General features: G+C 68.8%; 19 protein-coding genes. 11 read left to right on the top strand and 8 right to left on the bottom strand.

Annotated elements, in window-relative coordinates; all coding sequences use genetic code 11:
• The first annotated feature begins 146 nt into the window (after positions 1–146).
• The 4 genes from OG912_RS16410 (at position 147) to OG912_RS16425 (ending at position 3,215) form a co-directional block, all read left to right on the top strand.
• Positions 147–1,043 carry a LysR family transcriptional regulator gene (locus OG912_RS16410; protein ID WP_327709974.1) on the top strand — a complete coding sequence of 299 codons (897 nt, stop codon included), beginning with the start codon at positions 147–149 and terminating at the stop codon, positions 1,041–1,043.
• A 63-nt stretch (positions 1,044–1,106) separates the two neighbouring features.
• On the top strand, positions 1,107–1,586 hold the full coding sequence (locus OG912_RS16415; RefSeq protein ID WP_326737444.1) for an NUDIX hydrolase: 480 nt from the start codon (positions 1,107–1,109) through the stop codon (positions 1,584–1,586).
• Between the two features lie 187 nt (positions 1,587–1,773).
• Entirely contained in the window at positions 1,774–2,301 is a 528-nt protein-coding gene (locus tag OG912_RS16420; RefSeq protein ID WP_327709975.1) for a DUF2269 domain-containing protein, read from the top strand.
• A gap of 5 nt (positions 2,302–2,306) precedes the next feature.
• Entirely contained in the window at positions 2,307–3,215 is a 909-nt protein-coding gene (locus OG912_RS16425) for a GNAT family N-acetyltransferase (protein ID WP_327709976.1), read from the top strand.
• 83 nt (positions 3,216–3,298) lie between these two features.
• Here OG912_RS16425 and OG912_RS16430 read toward each other — a convergent pair whose 3' ends face one another.
• Together OG912_RS16430 and OG912_RS16435 are read right to left on the bottom strand one after the other, a co-directional pair.
• Positions 3,299–3,724, bottom strand: a complete 426-nt coding sequence (locus OG912_RS16430) for a GlcG/HbpS family heme-binding protein (RefSeq protein WP_327709977.1) — start codon at positions 3,722–3,724, stop codon at positions 3,299–3,301.
• Between the two features lie 49 nt (positions 3,725–3,773).
• A complete protein-coding gene (locus tag OG912_RS16435; protein ID WP_327709978.1) occupies positions 3,774–4,988 on the bottom strand; it encodes an MFS transporter in 1,215 nt (404 codons plus the stop codon).
• A gap of 140 nt (positions 4,989–5,128) precedes the next feature.
• Between OG912_RS16435 and OG912_RS16440 the strand changes: the two genes are divergently transcribed.
• Genes OG912_RS16440 through OG912_RS16450 form a run of 3 tightly spaced genes read left to right on the top strand, consistent with a single transcriptional unit; the run spans position 5,129 to position 7,300 of the window.
• On the top strand, positions 5,129–5,587 hold the full coding sequence (locus OG912_RS16440; protein WP_327709980.1) for a MarR family winged helix-turn-helix transcriptional regulator: 459 nt from the start codon (positions 5,129–5,131) through the stop codon (positions 5,585–5,587).
• Between the two features lie 38 nt (positions 5,588–5,625).
• Complete coding sequence (locus OG912_RS16445) at positions 5,626–6,078, top strand: GNAT family N-acetyltransferase (RefSeq protein WP_327709981.1); 453 nt, start codon at positions 5,626–5,628, stop codon at positions 6,076–6,078.
• Between the two features lie 58 nt (positions 6,079–6,136).
• Positions 6,137–7,300, top strand: a complete 1,164-nt coding sequence (locus tag OG912_RS16450; RefSeq protein WP_327709982.1) for a winged helix DNA-binding domain-containing protein — start codon at positions 6,137–6,139, stop codon at positions 7,298–7,300.
• A gap of 87 nt (positions 7,301–7,387) precedes the next feature.
• On the opposite strand, the gene OG912_RS16455 is transcribed toward OG912_RS16450, so the two are convergent.
• Entirely contained in the window at positions 7,388–8,770 is a 1,383-nt protein-coding gene (locus OG912_RS16455) for a serine hydrolase domain-containing protein (RefSeq protein ID WP_327709983.1), read from the bottom strand.
• Between the two features lie 132 nt (positions 8,771–8,902).
• On the opposite strand from OG912_RS16455, the gene OG912_RS16460 reads away from it, so the two are divergent.
• Both OG912_RS16460 and OG912_RS16465 read left to right on the top strand, forming a co-directional pair.
• Positions 8,903–9,442 carry an ArsR/SmtB family transcription factor gene (locus OG912_RS16460; RefSeq protein ID WP_327709984.1) on the top strand — a complete coding sequence of 180 codons (540 nt, stop codon included), beginning with the start codon at positions 8,903–8,905 and terminating at the stop codon, positions 9,440–9,442.
• Positions 9,439–10,722, top strand: coding sequence for an MFS transporter (locus OG912_RS16465; RefSeq protein ID WP_327709985.1), 1,284 nt, complete (start codon positions 9,439–9,441; stop codon positions 10,720–10,722). Before OG912_RS16460 ends, OG912_RS16465 begins: the two co-directional genes overlap by 4 nt.
• 27 nt (positions 10,723–10,749) lie before the next feature.
• Here OG912_RS16465 and dnaB read toward each other — a convergent pair whose 3' ends face one another.
• On the bottom strand, positions 10,750–12,228 hold the full coding sequence (gene dnaB, locus OG912_RS16470) for a replicative DNA helicase (RefSeq protein WP_326737433.1): 1,479 nt from the start codon (positions 12,226–12,228) through the stop codon (positions 10,750–10,752).
• Between the two features lie 459 nt (positions 12,229–12,687).
• Between dnaB and OG912_RS16475 the strand changes: the two genes are divergently transcribed.
• Entirely contained in the window at positions 12,688–14,025 is a 1,338-nt protein-coding gene (locus OG912_RS16475; protein WP_327709986.1) for an MATE family efflux transporter, read from the top strand.
• Positions 14,026–14,147: 122 nt separating this feature from the next.
• On the opposite strand, the gene rplI is transcribed toward OG912_RS16475, so the two are convergent.
• From rplI to rpsF, 4 genes are all read right to left on the bottom strand, one after another.
• The gene (rplI, locus tag OG912_RS16480) at positions 14,148–14,594 is read right to left on the bottom strand and encodes a 50S ribosomal protein L9 (RefSeq protein ID WP_018553905.1); all 447 of its coding nucleotides are present in this window, start codon (positions 14,592–14,594) and stop codon (positions 14,148–14,150) included.
• A gap of 18 nt (positions 14,595–14,612) precedes the next feature.
• Positions 14,613–14,849 carry a 30S ribosomal protein S18 gene (gene rpsR, locus OG912_RS16485; RefSeq protein ID WP_003967857.1) on the bottom strand — a complete coding sequence of 79 codons (237 nt, stop codon included), beginning with the start codon at positions 14,847–14,849 and terminating at the stop codon, positions 14,613–14,615.
• Between the two features lie 43 nt (positions 14,850–14,892).
• Positions 14,893–15,522, bottom strand: coding sequence for a single-stranded DNA-binding protein (locus OG912_RS16490; protein ID WP_326737431.1), 630 nt, complete (start codon positions 15,520–15,522; stop codon positions 14,893–14,895).
• A 74-nt stretch (positions 15,523–15,596) separates the two neighbouring features.
• Positions 15,597–15,887 (bottom strand): 30S ribosomal protein S6, encoded by a 291-nt coding sequence (gene rpsF / locus OG912_RS16495; RefSeq protein ID WP_018101872.1) that lies wholly within the window; start codon positions 15,885–15,887, stop codon positions 15,597–15,599.
• Positions 15,888–16,166: 279 nt separating this feature from the next.
• On the opposite strand from rpsF, the gene OG912_RS16500 reads away from it, so the two are divergent.
• Positions 16,167–16,487 (top strand): hypothetical protein, encoded by a 321-nt coding sequence (locus OG912_RS16500; RefSeq protein ID WP_326737430.1) that lies wholly within the window; start codon positions 16,167–16,169, stop codon positions 16,485–16,487.
• The last annotated feature ends 178 nt before the right edge of the window (positions 16,488–16,665 follow it).

Below are 16,665 nucleotides of genomic sequence, written 5' to 3' on the forward strand. Positions count from 1 at the left end.
GGTTCTCCGCCTTCTCCTCGCGAAGAACCGCCTCGACAAGGCTAGTTGACTCTGCGTCAGTGTCCAATCACAGTAGCGGCAGCGACCTATCGACATATTTATAGTTGTCCGGGTTCGACGGGTCGCCCGGGCGAGAGGGGACGGACATGGACCTGGCCCTGTTGCGCACCTTCGTCACCGTGCACCGCGCCGGCTCGTTCACCCGCGCCGCCGCGCTTCTCGGCCTCTCCCAGCCCGCCGTGACCTCGCAGATCCGCACCCTGGAACGACAACTGGGCCGTCCACTCTTCCTCCGCAGGGCCCGCGGGGTGACACCCACCACCATCGGCGACGAGCTCGCGCACCGGGCGGCTCCCCACCTGGACGCACTGGTCGAGATCGCCGAAACCGAGCTCGACGAGGAGTCGGGCGTACGGACGCTGCATCTGGCGGGACCACCGGAGTTCACCTCACTGCGGGCTCTGCCTGCCCTCACCCCGCTGATCGCCCAGGGACTCGCACTGCGCAGCTCGTTCTCCGCGGACACCGACGAGACGCTTGACGGTCTTGCCGCCGGACACCATGACCTGGCCATCGTGACGGCCCGGCCGCGCGGCGGCCTGCTCACCGCCGCCCCGCTCTGCGACGAGGAACACGTCCTGGTCGCAGCACCCCGGTGGGCCGGACGTCTGGGACCGGGAACGCTGCGGCGCAACGGCCCGGTGGTCCTGGAGCAGCTGCCGGTGGTCGAGGTGCACGAGAGCCTGCCCCTCGTCTCCCGCTACTGGGCGGCAGTCTTCGACAGCCGCCCAGCGGCCACCGGGGCCGTCATCACACCGGATCTGCGCGCGGTCCTGGCATGCACGGCGGCGGGAGCCGGACTCGCCGTGCTGCCCCGATATCTGTGCGAGGGCGCACTGGAACGGGGAGAGGTGGTGGCGCTGCTCGATCCACCGGTCCCGCCCCTGCGTACGTACTTCCTGGCCGCACGAACCGGCACGCTCGCGCTTCCGCATATCGCTCGGGCACACGATTTACTGCTGCGTGCCGCAGCCGACTGGTGACCGCAGGACGGTCCAGCAGGCGTCAGGTGTTTCAGAACCGGTTCTGCGGGCCACTCTCTTGCCATGACCGAACGTCCTGTGGTCAAGCGCACCGCACGCGCCGTCCTGCTCGATGGCAACGACCTCATCCTCATCAAGCGCACCAAGCCGGGGGTGGACCCGTACTGGCTCACGCCGGGTGGCGGGGTCGAGCGCGAGGACGCCACCGTCGTCGAGGCCCTGCACCGCGAGTTGGACGAGGAGCTCGGCGCCAAGGTCACCGATGTGGTGCCCTGCTTCGTCGACACCGTGGAACACATCGAGGGCGGCGGGGTGAAGGGCGTCAAGGTCCAGCACTTCTTCGTCTGCCGACTCGAATCGATGGACCTGTCCCTGCGTCACGGCCCCGAGATCGACGACCCCTGCGGGGAGTACGACGTCGTACGCGTGCCGTTCAGCAGGGTCGGGATCGCTGCCGTTCACCTCGTACCGCTGTCACTGCGGCACTACCTGGACGGCAATATCGAGGGTGTCCGCGCAATGCACGCGCCCGACCTGGGCTGATTCGCGAAAGCGTTGCGACTCGCGGCGGCCCCTCCTTCCGGCGGCTGCGGGCCGGTTCTGCGGGGGCGGCCGCTCACCTTTCGGGCGGACGGGCCTGCTTCCAAGCCCTCCGTACGCCGAAGCAAGTACGTGGGGATACTCCCCTCGGCAGATGACCCGCCACCCGGCCCGCTGCACCGTGTTTCACGTGAAACCACTCAAGCGCCGCGCTCGCAGAAGCCTCCTCGTCGCCCATGTATCGGTATCCGTCAGCTGGCTCGGCCTCACCGTCGGTCTGCTGGCGCTCGGCATCACCGCTTTCACGACCGGCGATCCGGTCACGGCGCAGGCCGCCACCCGGGCCATGAAGATCTTCGGTGACTGGCTTGTCGTCCCGGTCGCGCTGACTGCCCTGCTCAGCGGCCTGATCCTGTCACTCGGCACCCCATGGGGACTGGCCAGACATCGCTGGGTCTGGGTGAAGTTCTGGCTCACCCTGGTCACCACGGGACTGTCGGTCTTCTCGTTGCGCCCCGGCATCAACGAAGCCGCGGAACGCGGGGCTGTCGACATCAGCCTCGTCGTAGCTCCTTCGGTGGCCACCGCGACCTATCTGTTCATCACCGCGATCTCCGTACTGAAGCCCTGGGGGCCCACCCGGCGCGGCCGGCGGCTGCGTGTCTCGGACAGATCCGTTAAAACGGTGGACGAGCGATCACTGCGTCGGACAGCCTGACCCCTATGCCCAGCTCATTGCCCCGCCCGCTCGCCGACCTACCCGTCCGGCGTCTCACCCGGGACGATCTGGTCCCGTGCGCCGATCTCAGTGAGGACCGCGGCTGGCCCCGCGATGAGCACCGGTGGGGACTGCTCCTCACCGCGGGGACGGCCTACGGCATCGACGACCCCGAGGGCAAGGGTCTGATGGCGACCTGCGTGGTGACCTCGTACGGTCCGGACATGGCCGCCATCGGCATGCTTCTGGTCGCCGGGCGCTACAGCCGCCAGGGGGTCGCGCGGCACCTGATGCATCGGGTGATCGACTCGACCGGGGGCGCTCCCCTCAGCCTCTATGCGACGCCGGCAGGCCAGCCGCTCTACGAGGAGCTCGGGTTCAGAGCGGTGGGCCGGACCCAGCGGGTGAGCGGGCACCTCAGGCCGGCTGCGGAGCCGGGCAGCAGCGCAACGGGGGCTCTCCCGGGCCCGGCCGCCGATGCGGGCCCGACGGTCCGCCCTGCCACGGCGGGGGATCTGCCGGCCTTGCTGCGCCTGGACTCGGAGGTTGTCGGTCTCGACCGGATGCAGCTCCTGGCCCGCCTCCCTGCCTTCGCCGACCATCTGCGGGTGGCCGAGGACGGCGGGGAGCTCGTCGGGTACGCCGCGCTGTGGCCCAGCTCGGACAACCATGTGGTCGGGCCGTTGATCGCGCGGGACACCGCCACGGCGAAGCTGCTTGTCGTCTCGCTCGCCGGGGCGACGGACCGGCCGTTGCGCGCGGACATCGACGCCCGTCACGAAGAGCTGCTGACCTGGTTCGGTGCGTGTGGCCTGGAGCCCGGCTCGGCGACCACGGTCATGCGACTCGGGAACCCGTCACCGCAGGGTGACTGGACACGGAGCTTCGCGCCGCTGAGCGTGGCGACGGGCTGACGCCTGCCAGGTCCGTTCGAACCACCGGGATCGCTCCCCGGTTCGGTACCAGCGAATCGCCTTGGTCCAGGGCAGGTGAGACCTCAGACGAGGCCGGCCACAGCAGCGGTCGCGAACCCGTGGTCCTGCTCGGGCGCACCGCCACCGACCCCGACGGCGCCGATCAGCCTGCCGTCGCGGTGGACCGGGACACCGCCGGCGATGAAGAGCAGCGGGCGGTCCAGCGCGGTCGGCAGGGTGTGGAAGAGTCCGCCCGGCTGGACCGCCTCGACGAGGTCGGCCGTGGGGGCGTCGAGCTGGAGCGCCGTGTACGCCTTGCGGGTGCTGGTCTCGCCGGCGATGAGAACGGCCCGGTCGTCGCGGCGGAAAGCCAGCAGGTGGCCTCCCGCGTCCAGGACGGTAACGGCTGCCGCAACGCCTGCGGCCTCGGCGGCCGTACGTGCCGCGTGGATCAGCGCCTCCGCGTCCTGGGTGGTCAGCGGGGCAACGGCGGCGGTGAGCGTGGTCATGGGGGGGCTCCTTGGTGTGGTGCGGTGATGGGGGTGGGGATACGGGTGGTCAGTGCCGGGCGGCCGCGGGTACGGCGGCCGGCTCCGGGATGTGGGCGGTCACGAGGCGATTTCGGGTGGTCGTGCGGCGCTCCAGGTTGCTGGAGACGAAGGCAAGCACCAGTGCGGAGGCGGCGAGCACCGCACCGACCCAGTTGGGTGCGGTGTAACCGAGACCGGCCGCGATGACGATGCCGCCGAGCCATGCGGACAGGGCGTTCCCGAGGTTGAAGGCGCCGATGTTCACCGCGGAGGCGAGAGTGGGGGCGCCGGCCGCTTGGTCGAGCACCCGCTTTTGCAGCGGGGGCACGGTCGCGAAGCCCAGGCCACCGATCAGAAAGATGGTGACGGCTGCCGCGACCTGGTTGTGGGCGGTCAGCGTGAACAGCGCCAGGACGGTGGCGAGGCCGCCCAGCGACACGTACAACAGGGGCATCAGGTGGCGGTCGGCGAACTTGCCGCCGAGCAGGTTGCCTCCGACCATGCCAAGGCCGAAGAGCACCAGCAGCCAGGTGACGGAGGAGGCCGAGTAGCCGGCGATCTCCGTCATCATCGGCGTGATGTACGTGATCGCGGCAAAGACCCCACCGAAGCCCAGCACGGTCATCGCCATGGCGAGCAGTACCTGCACGTTGCGGAAGGCGGCGAGCTCGTGGCGGAGCCTGACGCCTTCGGGGCGGGGCTGGTCGGGAACAAGCCGGGCCACACCGAGCAGGCCGATGACACCGAGGGCGGCGACAACGAAGAACGTGCTCCGCCAGCCGACGCTCTGACCGATGTAGGTCCCCAGCGGCACACCGATGACGTTGGCGACGGTGAGCCCCGTGAACATCATGGCGATCGCGCCGGCCTTCTTGTGCGGGGCGACCAGATCGGCTGCCACCACCGATCCGATGCCGAAGAAGGCGCCGTGGGCGAGCGAAGCGATCACCCGGCCCGCGAGCATCACTCCGAAGACGGGGGCGGTCGCGGAGACCACATTGCCGATGACGAACAGTGCCATCAGGATCATCAGCATGCGCTTGCGGCTGACCCTGGTGCCGAGGAGGGTCATCAGCGGGGCTCCGATGACGACACCGAGCGCGTAGCCGGTGACGAGGAAGCCTGCGGTCGGGATCGAGACCTGGAAGTCCGCAGCCACCTCGGGGAGCAGCCCTATGATCACGAACTCGGTCGTTCCGATACCGAATGCCCCGATGGCGAGGGCGAGGAGCGCGAGCGGCATGGGTTTCACCTTCCCTGGAGATTGCGTCTGCGCCTTACGAGCGTCCACAATAATTGCAGGCGCGGGCTAATTGCAAGCGCGGGCTATTGCGCCCGTCGCCTATCCTGGACGCAAGCAACTCCGGCACGGAGGAGAGACCCATGACAGCGACGGACCCGGCCCTGACCGCCCTTTCCCAGGGCTGGTGCGCGCTCTCCCTGCTCCACGGGAAGATCGAGGCCCATATCGAGCGGGCCCTGCAGACCGGGCACGGCCTCAGCGTGCGGGAGTACTCCCTGCTGGACGTCCTGAGCCGACAGCACAACGGACCGGGCGGACACCTGCAGATGAAGCAGGTGTCCGACGCCGTCGTGCTCAGCCAGAGCGCCACCACTCGCCTGGTCACCCGCCTCGAGGACCGTGGCCTGCTGACCCGGTATCTCTGCGACACCGACCGAAGGGGCATCTACACCGATGTCACCGAAGCCGGCCTCACGCTGCTCTCCGAGGCCCGGCCGACCAATGACACCGCGCTGCGGGCCGCGCTGGACGAGGCCGCCAAGAATCCCGAACTGGCCCCGCTCGTCCGGACGGTCGAGGAGCTGAAGGTTCCCGCATAGAGAGCCCCGCCACAGGGTCGCGGCGTAGGCTGCCGATCATGAGCGATCCGGAAATCCGTCCTGCGGCCGTCGGTGATCTCTCCGAGATCGTGGCCATGCTCGCCGACGATCCGCTGGGCGCCCGACGCGAGTCGCCGGACGATCTCGCCCCCTATCTCGCGGCGTTCCGCCGGCTGGCCGACGACCCCCATCAGCATGTGATGGTCGCCGTACGCGCGGACCGCATCGTCGGGACGCTCCAGCTGACCGTGATCCCCGGGCTCTCCAGGCGCGGCTCGACCCGGTCGGTGATCGAGGGCGTCCGCGTCCACGCGGACGAGCGCGGCAGCGGTCTCGGTACCCAGCTGATCCAGTGGGCTGTGGATGAATCACGGCGGCAGCAATGCCAGTTGGTCCAGCTGACGTCCGATGCCACTCGGACCGACGCCCATCGCTTCTATGAACGGCTCGGCTTCGTGGCCAGCCATGTGGGCTTCAAGCTCGCGCTGTGACCGTGGCCCGGCATCCACTCGCCCTCTGACCGCCGCCCGGCATCCAAGGGAGTCGACTGTGCACCGCATCAACGACGAACAGCGCCGCATCAGGATCGGCCGCCGCCACCTCCTGGCCCCCTCGGTGCGGTCGGAGTCCCCCGTCTCCGTGGCCGACGCCGTCGTCGCCCTGCACGCCACCGACGCGGCCACCGTCTTTCTCTCCGCCTGCGCACGTCTCCGGGTGCCGGACGTAGCCGCCGTGGAGCAGCACCTCTACGAAGACGTCTCACTGGTTCGGCTGCTCTCCATGCGCAACACCCTCTTCGTCATGTCGCAGGAGATGGCCCCACGGGTCGAGGCGTCGAATGCGCGCGCTGTCGCCGCCAAGGAACGCCGGACCCTCCTCAAACACCTGGCGGAGGACGGCAACGGGCTCGACGACCAGTGGCTGACCGGCACCGAGGAGTCCGTCCTCGCGGCCCTGGCCACCCGGGGTTCCGCCACCGGCAGCGAGCTCTCCACCGCCGTACCCGCCCTGCGCACCAAGATCACGCTCTTCCCCGGAAAGAAGCAGGAAGCCGTACAGGGCGTGGCCTCACGGGTCATCCGCGTGCTGGCAGCCGAAGGACGGATCCGCCGCGACCGGCCACGGGGGTCCTGGACCTCCAGCCAGTTCCGCTGGACGGCGTCCGTGTCCCGGCCCGTGCAGGAAACCGACCGGGCCCAGGCGGAGCTGGCCTCGTGCTGGCTCCGTTCCTACGGCCCCGCGTCCGAGGGGGACCTCAAGTGGTGGACGGGCTGGGGGCTCGGCCAGGTCCGTAGGGCGCTGGCAACCGCGGGGGCGGAAGAAGTACGGCTCGAAAGCGGCGCCACGGCCTGGGTCGCGCCACAGGACTACGAACCCGATCCGGCACCCGAGCCCTGGGCCGCCCTGCTGCCCGCGCTCGACCCGAGCGCCATGGGGTGGGCCGATCGCGGCTTCCACCTCCCCGCCGAGCACCGGGCAGCGCTCTTCGACCGTTCCGGCAACGTCGGCCCTACCGTGTGGTGGAACGGTCGGATCGTGGGCGGGTGGGCTCTGCGTGGCGACGGGGAACCGGTCTGGCGGCTTCTCAGCGACGCCGGCCGGGATGCCGCCGCCGCCATCGAGACAGAGGCTTCTCGGCTTGCCGGCTGGGTGGGCGAGGCGCGGATCACACCGCGCTTCCGCACGCCGCTGGAAAGGGAGTTGATGGCCTGAGCGGCCCGCCGCACAGTTTCACGTGAAACGGGCCGCTCAACTCTCCGAGCTGCTCAACACGCCAGCTCGCTCAACACCCCAGGCGGCTCAACTCCCCAGCCCGCGCCATCCGTCCGCGTCCACGCCCCCGGGAACGGCCGCTGCGGCATCGTACGGCTCACGCGTGAAGACGAACGAACCGAGATCCAGATGGTTCACACTGCCGTCGTCGTTCCGCACAACCCGCAGCGTCTCCCCCGCGTAGTAGCCGTCCAGCCCGATCCAGGTTCCGTCCGGGCGGGCGGTGAAACGGGCGCCGCGGCCCTGACCGTTCAGGGGCTGCAGCTCCAAGCCGCGATCGGCTGTCAGCCGCAGGATGTTCGTACGGGTACCCCAGTACCAGGGGCCGGTCAGTGCCAGAAGTTCCGCATCCACCTCGGGCAACGGGCGCCACGGCTCAGGGATACGGGGCTCCGACTCGGCGACGATGTCCACGAGTTCGGCAGCCACCTCACCGACCAGCACCCCGGACGTGACGTTGGCGAACGCGACAGCGGCCACATCCTCCTCGGCGCAGAACCAGAGCGCCGCCAGGAAGCCGGGAAGCGACCCCGTGTGCCCGATGAGTGTGCGGCCCTTTCTCCGGACCACCTGCAGGCCCAGACCGTAATGGCCGTCCCAGTCCCCGGGCTCGGACGGAGCCGCCGGCTCCTTCATCTCCGCCACGGACGCGGCCGTGAGCACCCGGTCGTCTCCCTCGGCAAGGAAGGCGGCGAAGCGGAGAAGGTCGGCGGTGGTGGACCAGAGCTGACCGGCCGGCGCCATCAGCCCGAGATCCTCGGCCGGTTCGGGCAGCATGACGTCCGCCCACGGATGCACGGCCCAGCCGCCGGCGTGCGGGACCTGGGCCTGCGGGCTCGTACGGTGCATGCCCAGCGGCTCCAGAATCTCGCTGCGCAGCACCTCGGCCCACGACGCTCCGCGTGCCGCTTCGATCAGTGCTCCGAGCAGCGTGTAGCCCGGGTTTGAATAGTGATGGCGGCGGCCGGGAGGGTGCATCCTGGTCTGCTCGCCGAGAACGTCCGCAAGGCCGGGACGCAGACTGCCGGGCGTCCGCTCCCACCAAGGTGCGGGCGACTCCGCACCGAGCCCCGCGCTGTGGCCGAGCAGCTGATGGATGGTGACGTCACCCGCGGCCGTACCGGGCAGATGCTTCTCAAGTGGATCACCCAGGTCCAGCAGGCCCTCGTCCCTGAGCCGCAGGACCAGCACAGCCGTGAACGTCTTGGTGAGCGAACCGATCCTGAACTGTGTATCAGCATCCGGAGCATGGCCGTCGACGCAGCTTCGGGAGCCGTTCCAGACGACGTGGCCCTGCCGTTGCACAGCAGCGGCGAAGGAAGGTGAGCGCCCTTCGGTCTGGGCTTCGGCAATGCGGTGCAGCAGGGCGCGCTGCGTACCCGGGAGCAACTGTTCAGTGGAAGAAGTCATCGTCAACAACTACCTCCCGAACCGGCGCGGGGCGAGCTCATTTCCGGGTGGCTGTCGCACCGGACAGTGAGTTTTGGAAGACCTCAAGAAATCCCCTTGCCCAATGGTCAAGAATCGTTGACCATTGGGGACATGCCTGCCGACGATCGCCCCGAATCCCTTCACGTCACCACTGACGCGCAGCTACGCGCCGTCTCCAACCTCACGCGCCACCGGATCATGGCCGTACTCCGCTTCGAGCCGGCGACGATCACGCAGATCGCCGGGCGGGTGGGCCTCGCGAAGGGGAGTTCCAGCTATCACGTACGGCTGCTCGAACGGGCCGGCCTGGTGAAGGTGGTGCGGACGCGGAAGGTGCGGGGGGTCACCGAGCGGTACTACGCGATGGCCGCGCAGACAATCGTGCTGCCGGACCCGGGGGCAGGGCAGCCCGATGTGCTGATGCGGCATGCGGTGGCGGACCTGGAGTCGGCGCCGGCGGAGAGCGAACGGCACGTACAGATGGCTCATCTGCGGCTCACCCCGGAGCAGTTCGCGGAACTGGGCGCGAGGCTGGAGGCGCTGGCGGACGAGTACCGGGAGCTGTCCGATCCCTCGCTGCCCGACGTGTCGCTCGCCTTCGCACTGTTCCGGCCGACGCCCCGTAAGCCGGCCGAGGAGGATGCCAAGTGACGTCAGACATAAGAAAGTTGCCCGCCGGGTTCGGACGGCTGTGGACCGCGCAGACGGTGTCCTCGCTCGGTGACGGGGTGATGCATGCCGCGCTGCCGCTGCTCGCGTTGACGTTGACGCGGGATCCGATGGCACTCGCCGTCGTCACGGCCGCCGGCACACTGCCGTGGCTGCTCTTCGGGGTGCTCGGCGGTGCACTGGTGGACCGCTGGGACCGCCGGCGCACGATGTGGGTCGCGGACCTGACGCGTGCGGCGCTGCTCGCGATACCGGCAGCGGCGGCCGGGCTCGATGTGCTGAGCATTCCGCTGCTCGCGGCCGTCGCCTTCCTGCTCGGCGTCGGCGGACTCTTCTTCGACACGGCCGCCACGGCCTATCTGCCGGATCTGCTCGGCCGCGACCCCGCACTCCTTGAGCGCGCCAACTCCCGTCTGCACAGCGCCCAGACCGCCGCCTCCGGCTTCGCGGGACCGCCCCTGGGCAGTGCGCTGCTCGCGCTCGGACGGGCCGTTCCGCTGCTCGCCGACGCAATGTCGTTCGCGCTCTCCGCACTGCTCGTACGCTCGCTGCCCGCCGTGCCCCGGCCCGTACCGGAGTCCCGCGATTCGCTGCTGCGGCAGGCGCGGGCCGGTGCCTCGTACGTCTTCCGGGATCGGCTGCTGCTCGGACTCGCGCTCCGTCCGGCGGTCGGCAACGTCGCCTTCCTCGCCGTGGAGACCGTACTCGCCCTCTTCGCGCACGAGCGTCTCGGCATCGGCGCCGTCGGCTTCGGCCTGCTTCTCACGGCGGAGGCCACCGGTGGCCTGCTGGGCGCGGGCGTCGCCTCCTTCCTCGGCCGACGACTCGGCACCGGCACCGCACTGACCTGTACGGCCGCGGTCGAGGGGCTTGCCATCCTGGGGCTTGCCGCCGCCCCGAATCCGTACGTGGCGGGGCTCGCGCTCGCCGCCTGCGGGGCGGGCATGGGCGCCACGATGGTGCTCGGGCCCTCCCTCCGGCAGTCGATCGTCCCCGCCCACCTGATGGGCCGGGTCGCCTCCACCTCCCGCATGCTCGCCATGTGCGCGGCCCCGTTCGGTGCCTTCCTCGGCGGCTGGCTGGCCACCGCGTACGACATACGGACCCCGCTCTACGCCGCCGCCGGCCTCCTCCTCGCCATGACCGCCGTCACGGCGACCATGACCGGCAACCGCCGGGTCGAGGCGGCACTGCGCGCAGTTGCTCCGGCTGAACCACTCGATGTCGGTGATGTACAGCTGATGGACGGGCCCGAGCACTGAAATGAACCGGCCCTCTGCCCGGACCGGTCAGGTCTGCGCCATGTCCACGAAGCGCGAGTAGTGCCCCTGGAAGGCGACCGTGATCGTCGCCGTCGGCCCGTTACGGTGCTTGGCCACGATCAGGTCGGCCTCGCCCGCACGCGGTGACTCCTTCTCGTAGGCGTCCTCACGGTGCAGCAGGATCACCATGTCGGCGTCCTGCTCGATCGATCCGGACTCACGGAGGTCGGAGACCATCGGCTTCTTGTCGGTGCGCTGCTCGGGCCCACGGTTCAGCTGGGAGAGCGCGATGACCGGCAACTGGAGTTCCTTGGCCAGCAGCTTGAGGTTTCGGGACATGTCCGAGACCTCCTGCTGACGGCTCTCCGCACGCTTCGAGCCACCGGACTGCATCAGCTGCAGATAGTCGATGACCACCAGCTTGAGGTCGTTCCGCTGCTTGAGACGGCGGCACTTGGCCCGGATCTCCATCATGGAGAGGTTCGGGGAGTCGTCGATGTAGAGCGGGGCCGCCGACACATCGGGCATCCGCCGCGCCAGCCGCGTCCAGTCCTCGTCCGTCATGGTGCCCGAGCGCATGTGATGGAGCGCCACCCGCGCCTCGGCGGACAGCAGACGCATCGCGATCTCGTTCCGCCCCATTTCGAGGGAGAAGATCACGCTGGGCAGGTTGCTCTTGATCGAGCAGGCCCGGGCGAAGTCCAGGGCGAGCGTGGACTTACCCATGGCAGGCCGGGCCGCGATGACGACCATCTGGCCCGGGTGGAGACCGTTGGTCAGGGCGTCGAGGTCGGTGAAACCGGTCGGCACACCGGTCATCTCGCCGCTGCGTGAGCCGATCGCCTCGATCTCGTCGAGCGCACCCTCCATAATGTCGCCCAGCGGCAGGTAGTCCTCACTGGTCCGCTGCTCGGTGACGGCATAGATCTCGGCCTGGGCGGAGTTGACGATGTCGTCCACATCGCCGTCGGCCGCGTATCCCATCTGCGTGATCTTCGTGCCGGCCTCGACGAGACGCCGCAGGACGGCCCGTTCGTGAACGATCTCCGCATAGTACGAAGCGTTGGCCGCGGTCGGCACCGACTGGACCAGAGTGTGCAGATACGGGGCTCCGCCCACCTTGGTGATCTCGCCGCGCTTGACCAGTTCGGCCGCCACCGTGATCGGGTCGGCCGGCTCGCCCTTGGCATACAGGTCGAGGATCGCCTGGTACACGGTCTCGTGCGCGGGACGATAGAAGTCGTGACCCTTGATGATCTCCACGACGTCGGCGATGGCGTCCTTGGACAGGAGCATGCCACCGAGGACGGACTGTTCCGCGTCGAGGTCCTGGGGCGGGACCCGCTCGAAACCGGGGGAACCGCCCTCCCAGCCACTGCTTTCCCGGCCTCGGTCGTGCTGTTCACCGCGGTCCCTGCCCTCGCCCCGTCGCTGGCGGGAAACGGGCAGCCGGTCGCTGGGACCGGTGTCGGCCCAGGGGTCGTCCAAAGGCTCGGGAATGCTCATCCGGCCACCTCCTCCCGTCCGCTCCGCGGACCTAGCCGTGCCACTCTTTCTTACGGCACGGCACCGACAATCAGGACGCCCGACTCCGGTTCCGGTGTGTCGGGTTCTGCTGGTTTCCAGGGCCGAAACGAGGTGGGGGCGCCGGACCACGGTAGGCGTCCCAGAAGCGTCAGCCAATCTGGTTATCCACAGGGCATGTGGACGACGGACCAGATGCTGTGGAGAACTCCCCGGAACCTGTGCACGGACCGGGGGACAGCACTGTGGACAAACTCATAGCGATGCCCTCAACACCGCCCTGACCTGCACTTTCTCCATCCACGGGCTGTGGGGGAGAAAAACTTTCCGAGTCGGCACAAGATCGCGACAACCGGCACATGCCAGAACGTCACGCCACAGAGAATGTAAGGATCGCATGACAGTTGCATCCATTACCTGTGGAAGATTAGATTGACTCCCATGATCCAGGCACCGGCGACCCCGCCGTCTCGTCGTCGGCGGCACGACCGCGAGATCATCGCGCTCGCCGTCCCCGCCTTCGGCGCGCTCGTGGCCGAGCCCCTTTTCGTGATGGTCGACAGCGCCGTCGTCGGTCATCTCGGCACTCCGCAGCTGGCCGGCCTGGCCGTCGCCGCAGCCTTGCTGACGACCGCCGTGAGCATCTTCGTGTTCCTCGCCTACGCCACCACCGCAGCTGTCGCCCGACGGGTCGGCGCCGGCGATCTGGCCTCAGCGATCCGCCAGGGCATGGACGGCATCTGGCTGGCGATCCTGCTCGGCCTCGCCGTCGTCGCCCTCACCCTCCCCCTGGCTCCCTGGCTCGTTGAGGTGTTCGGCGCCTCCGACACCGCAGCCCCATACGCCACCACCTATCTTCGGATCTCCAGCCTCGGAATCCCCGCGATGCTCGTGGTGATGGCAGCAACCGGAGTGCTGCGGGGCCTGCAGAACACCCGCACCCCGCTCTACGTCGCCATCGGAGGATTCGCCGCCAACGCGGCCCTCAACGCAGGCCTCGTCTACGGTGCCGGGCTCGGCATCGCAGGATCGGCCTGGGGCACGGTGATCGCTCAGATCGGGATGGCCATCGCCTATCTCGTGGTCGTGGTCCGCGGCGCCCGGCGCCACAGGGCCTCACTGCGCCCCGACATCGCAGGCATCAGGGCCAGCGCCCAGGCAGGCGTTCCCCTCCTGGTCCGTACGCTGTCGCTCCGCGCCGTCCTGCTCATCGCCACGGCCGTCGCCGCCCGGCTGGGCGACACCGACATCGCGGCGCACCAGATCATTCTGTCGCTGTGGAGCCTGATGGCCTTCGCGCTGGATGCCATCGCCATCGCCGGACAAGCCATCATCGGGCGCTACCTGGGAGCGGGTGACACCAAGGGCGCGCGCGAGGCCTGCCGCCGCATGGTGCAGTGGGGCGTCGTCTCCGGCGTGGTGTTCGGGGTCCTGATCATTCTCGCCCGCCCCCTGTTCGTCCCCCTCTTCACCAGCGATCGGGCTGTGCAGGACGCACTGCTCCCGGCCCTGCTGGTGGTGGCACTGACTCAGCCTGTCGCCGGAGTCGTCTTCGTCCTGGACGGCGTCCTGATGGGCGCCGGGGACGGTCGCTATCTTGCCTGGGCCATGCTCGTCACCTTGGCTGTCTTCGCCCCGGTGGCTCTGCTGGTTCCCGTTCTCGGGGGCGGGCTGACCGCGCTGTGGGGTGCGATGGCCCTGATGATGCTGGTTCGCATGGCCACACTCTGGCTTCGGGCCCGTTCCGGCACATGGATGGTCACCGGCGCTACCCGCTGAGGCCCCACAGCCACCCTGTTTCACGTGAAACAGGCAAGCCGTGAACAGGCAAGCCAGGGCAACGGTGAAGGGCCGCACCCAGAGGGTGCGGCCCTTCACTGTTCTGCTGAGGTGCGGCCCAATCAGGCAGCAACAACCTCGATGCCGAGCTTTGCAGCGACCTCGGGGTGCAGACGCACGGACACCTGGTGTCCGCCGAGCGTCTTGATGGCCGAGCCGAGCTCGACGCGACGCTTGTCGACATCCGGGCCACCGGCAGCCTTGATCGCCGAAGCGATGTCGGCCGGGGTGACGGAGCCGAAGAGACGGCCGGCGTCGCCGGAGCGAACAGCCAGACGGACCTTCACGGCCTCGAGCTTGGCCTTGATCTCGTTGGCCTGCTCGATGGTGGCGATCTCGTGGATCTTGCGGGCGCGGCGGATCTGCGCCACGTCCTTCTCGCCACCCTTGGTCCAGCGGATGGCAAAGCCACGCGGAACCAGGTAGTTACGGGCGTACCCGTCCTTGACGTCTACAACGTCGCCCGCAGCACCGAGGCCGGAGACCTCGTGGGTGAGGATGATCTTCATGATTCGGTCACCCTTCCCTTATCGCGCGGTGGACGTGTAGGGCAGCAGCGCCATCTCACGGCTGTTCTTGACTGCCGTGGCGACGTCACGCTGGTGCTGAGTGCAGTTGCCCGTAACGCGGCGGGCACGGATCTTGCCGCGGTCGGAAATGAACTTCCGCAGCATGTTCGTGTCCTTGTAGTCCACGTACTGGGTCTTGTCCTTGCAGAACGCGCAGACCTTCTTCTTAGGCTTGCGCACAGGCGGCTTCGCCATGGTGTTTCTCCTGTGTGATCAAGAAGTGGGGGTACGAGCTGCCCTAGAAGGGCGGCTCGTCCGAGTAGCCGCCGCCAGAACCACCAGAACCGCCGGAACCGCCGGAGCTTCCGCCCCAACCGCCTCCGCCACCCTGCTGGCCCCCGGCCTGCTGGCCGCCGGCCGGCGCGCTCGTGGCCCACGGGTCGTCGGCGGGAGCGCCGCCACCACCCTGCTGGCCACCAGCACCGGGACCGCCGCCCCAGTTACCGCCACCCTGCTGACCGCCGCCGTACCCACCCTGGCCCTGGCCGCCCTGACCACCGCGACCGGTGGTCTTGGTGACCTTGGCGGTGGCGCTCTTGAGACTGGGGCCGACTTCCTCGACGTCCAGCTCGTAGACCGTGCGCTTGACGCCCTCGCGGTCTTCGTACGACCGCTGCTTCAGCCGGCCCTGCACGACAACGCGCATGCCTCGCGTGAGCGACTCGGCGACGTTCTCCGCCGCCTGACGCCAGACCGAGCAGGTGAGGAACAGGCCTTCGCCGTCCTTCCACTCATTGGTCTGCCGGTCGAAGATGCGGGGAGTGGACGCGACGCGGAACTTCGCGACCGCCGCACCGGACGGGGTGAAGCGCAGCTCGGGGTCGTCGACGAGATTGCCGACGACCGTGATGACGGTCTCGCCTGCCATGGATGAACCTCTCGGCGGGGATTGCTTCTGGCTGCTTGCTGCTACTCGAACCCGATGACCACTGAGCTAGAAGCTCAGTGGATCTCGGGACGGAGGACCTTGGTCCGGAGGACCGACTCGTTCAGGTTCATCTGGCGGTCGAGCTCCTTGACGACCGCAGGCTCGGCCTGCAGGTCGATGACCGAGTAGATGCCCTCGGGCTTCTTCTTGATCTCGTAAGCGAGCCGACGACGGCCCCAGGTGTCGACCTTCTCAACCTTTCCTTCGCCCTCACGGACGACGGAGAGGAAGTTCTCGATCAGCGGGGAGACTGCTCGCTCCTCGAGATCGGGGTCGAGGATGACCATCACCTCGTAGTGACGCATGTGGAACCCACCTCCTTTGGACTCAGCGGCCACGGTCGTTCCGTGGCAGGAGGGTCGTGATGCGTAGGCATCAGTGTCTCCGAGTAAAACAGCCGCCACTGACAACGCCCTCCGTTGAGAAGGGGCTGACTGTGCTGGCCTGGGCAGACACCGGTGCAGACCGTACAGAGTACCCGTAGACCGGCTTCCGGTTGAAATCCGGTGGTCAGGAGACGCAATCTGGACACATCGGGTGTGAGCGGCGCCACGATGCGCCGCCTTTCGGCCAGGAGGTATTCCATGGCACAAGCAATGCGATCCCGCTCCCGCTCCTCCGTCTCCCTGTTCGCGACCGACGGCAGGCCCCACCCCCTCCAGGACACTCTGGTGGCCGTGACCGTGGTGCTCGGCGCCCTCGCGTTCGTGACGGCGATGTTCCACAGCCTGCATCTGGTCAGCTCGTGGGCCGGACTCGTCGGAATCATCACCGGCGGTTACGGGCTGTACATCTCCGCGACCACCCGGGAGAGGTTCCCGCTGTTCATCGGCATGGGCGCTGCCGGCCTCGGGTTCTTCCTCGGTATGGCCCACGGAGGACTCTTCGGCGGCGTGATCAGCTGACCGCGCCGCAGCAGCGTCCCGGCAGCCTGCGGGGCGGCACCGTCCACGGGCGGGGCCGCCCCGTACGCCATGCCGGAACCGCACGGGTACGACGGGGCCAGACCGCGCGCTTCCCGGTCACAGTAGGCTTCGGCGCGAGAGCCGGAGCCCCTGACCGATGGGGACACACCTGCCGAGG

Origin of the sequence: Streptomyces sp. NBC_00464 (assembly GCF_036013915.1) — a bacterium.
In the GTDB taxonomy this organism is placed as follows: domain Bacteria; phylum Actinomycetota; class Actinomycetes; order Streptomycetales; family Streptomycetaceae; genus Streptomyces.

Excerpts from the sequence above, each read along its gene's own strand:
- OG912_RS16410 (WP_327709974.1), top strand. The coding sequence starts at position 147 with ATGGACCTGGCCCTGTTGCGCACCTTCGTCACCGTGCACCGCGCCGGC.
- OG912_RS16415 (WP_326737444.1), top strand. The coding sequence starts at position 1,107 with ATGACCGAACGTCCTGTGGTCAAGCGCACCGCACGCGCCGTCCTGCTC.
- OG912_RS16425 (WP_327709976.1), top strand. The coding sequence starts at position 2,307 with ATGCCCAGCTCATTGCCCCGCCCGCTCGCCGACCTACCCGTCCGGCGT.
- OG912_RS16430 (WP_327709977.1), bottom strand. The coding sequence starts at position 3,724 with ATGACCACGCTCACCGCCGCCGTTGCCCCGCTGACCACCCAGGACGCG.
- OG912_RS16435 (WP_327709978.1), bottom strand. The coding sequence starts at position 4,988 with ATGCCGCTCGCGCTCCTCGCCCTCGCCATCGGGGCATTCGGTATCGGA.
- OG912_RS16440 (WP_327709980.1), top strand. The coding sequence starts at position 5,129 with ATGACAGCGACGGACCCGGCCCTGACCGCCCTTTCCCAGGGCTGGTGC.
- OG912_RS16445 (WP_327709981.1), top strand. The coding sequence starts at position 5,626 with ATGAGCGATCCGGAAATCCGTCCTGCGGCCGTCGGTGATCTCTCCGAG.
- OG912_RS16455 (WP_327709983.1), bottom strand. The coding sequence starts at position 8,770 with ATGACTTCTTCCACTGAACAGTTGCTCCCGGGTACGCAGCGCGCCCTG.
- OG912_RS16460 (WP_327709984.1), top strand. The coding sequence starts at position 8,903 with ATGCCTGCCGACGATCGCCCCGAATCCCTTCACGTCACCACTGACGCG.
- dnaB (WP_326737433.1), bottom strand. The coding sequence starts at position 12,228 with ATGAGCATTCCCGAGCCTTTGGACGACCCCTGGGCCGACACCGGTCCC.
- OG912_RS16475 (WP_327709986.1), top strand. The coding sequence starts at position 12,688 with ATGATCCAGGCACCGGCGACCCCGCCGTCTCGTCGTCGGCGGCACGAC.
- rplI (WP_018553905.1), bottom strand. The coding sequence starts at position 14,594 with ATGAAGATCATCCTCACCCACGAGGTCTCCGGCCTCGGTGCTGCGGGC.
- rpsR (WP_003967857.1), bottom strand. The coding sequence starts at position 14,849 with ATGGCGAAGCCGCCTGTGCGCAAGCCTAAGAAGAAGGTCTGCGCGTTC.
- OG912_RS16490 (WP_326737431.1), bottom strand. The coding sequence starts at position 15,522 with ATGGCAGGCGAGACCGTCATCACGGTCGTCGGCAATCTCGTCGACGAC.
- rpsF (WP_018101872.1), bottom strand. The coding sequence starts at position 15,887 with ATGCGTCACTACGAGGTGATGGTCATCCTCGACCCCGATCTCGAGGAG.
- OG912_RS16500 (WP_326737430.1), top strand. The coding sequence starts at position 16,167 with ATGGCACAAGCAATGCGATCCCGCTCCCGCTCCTCCGTCTCCCTGTTC.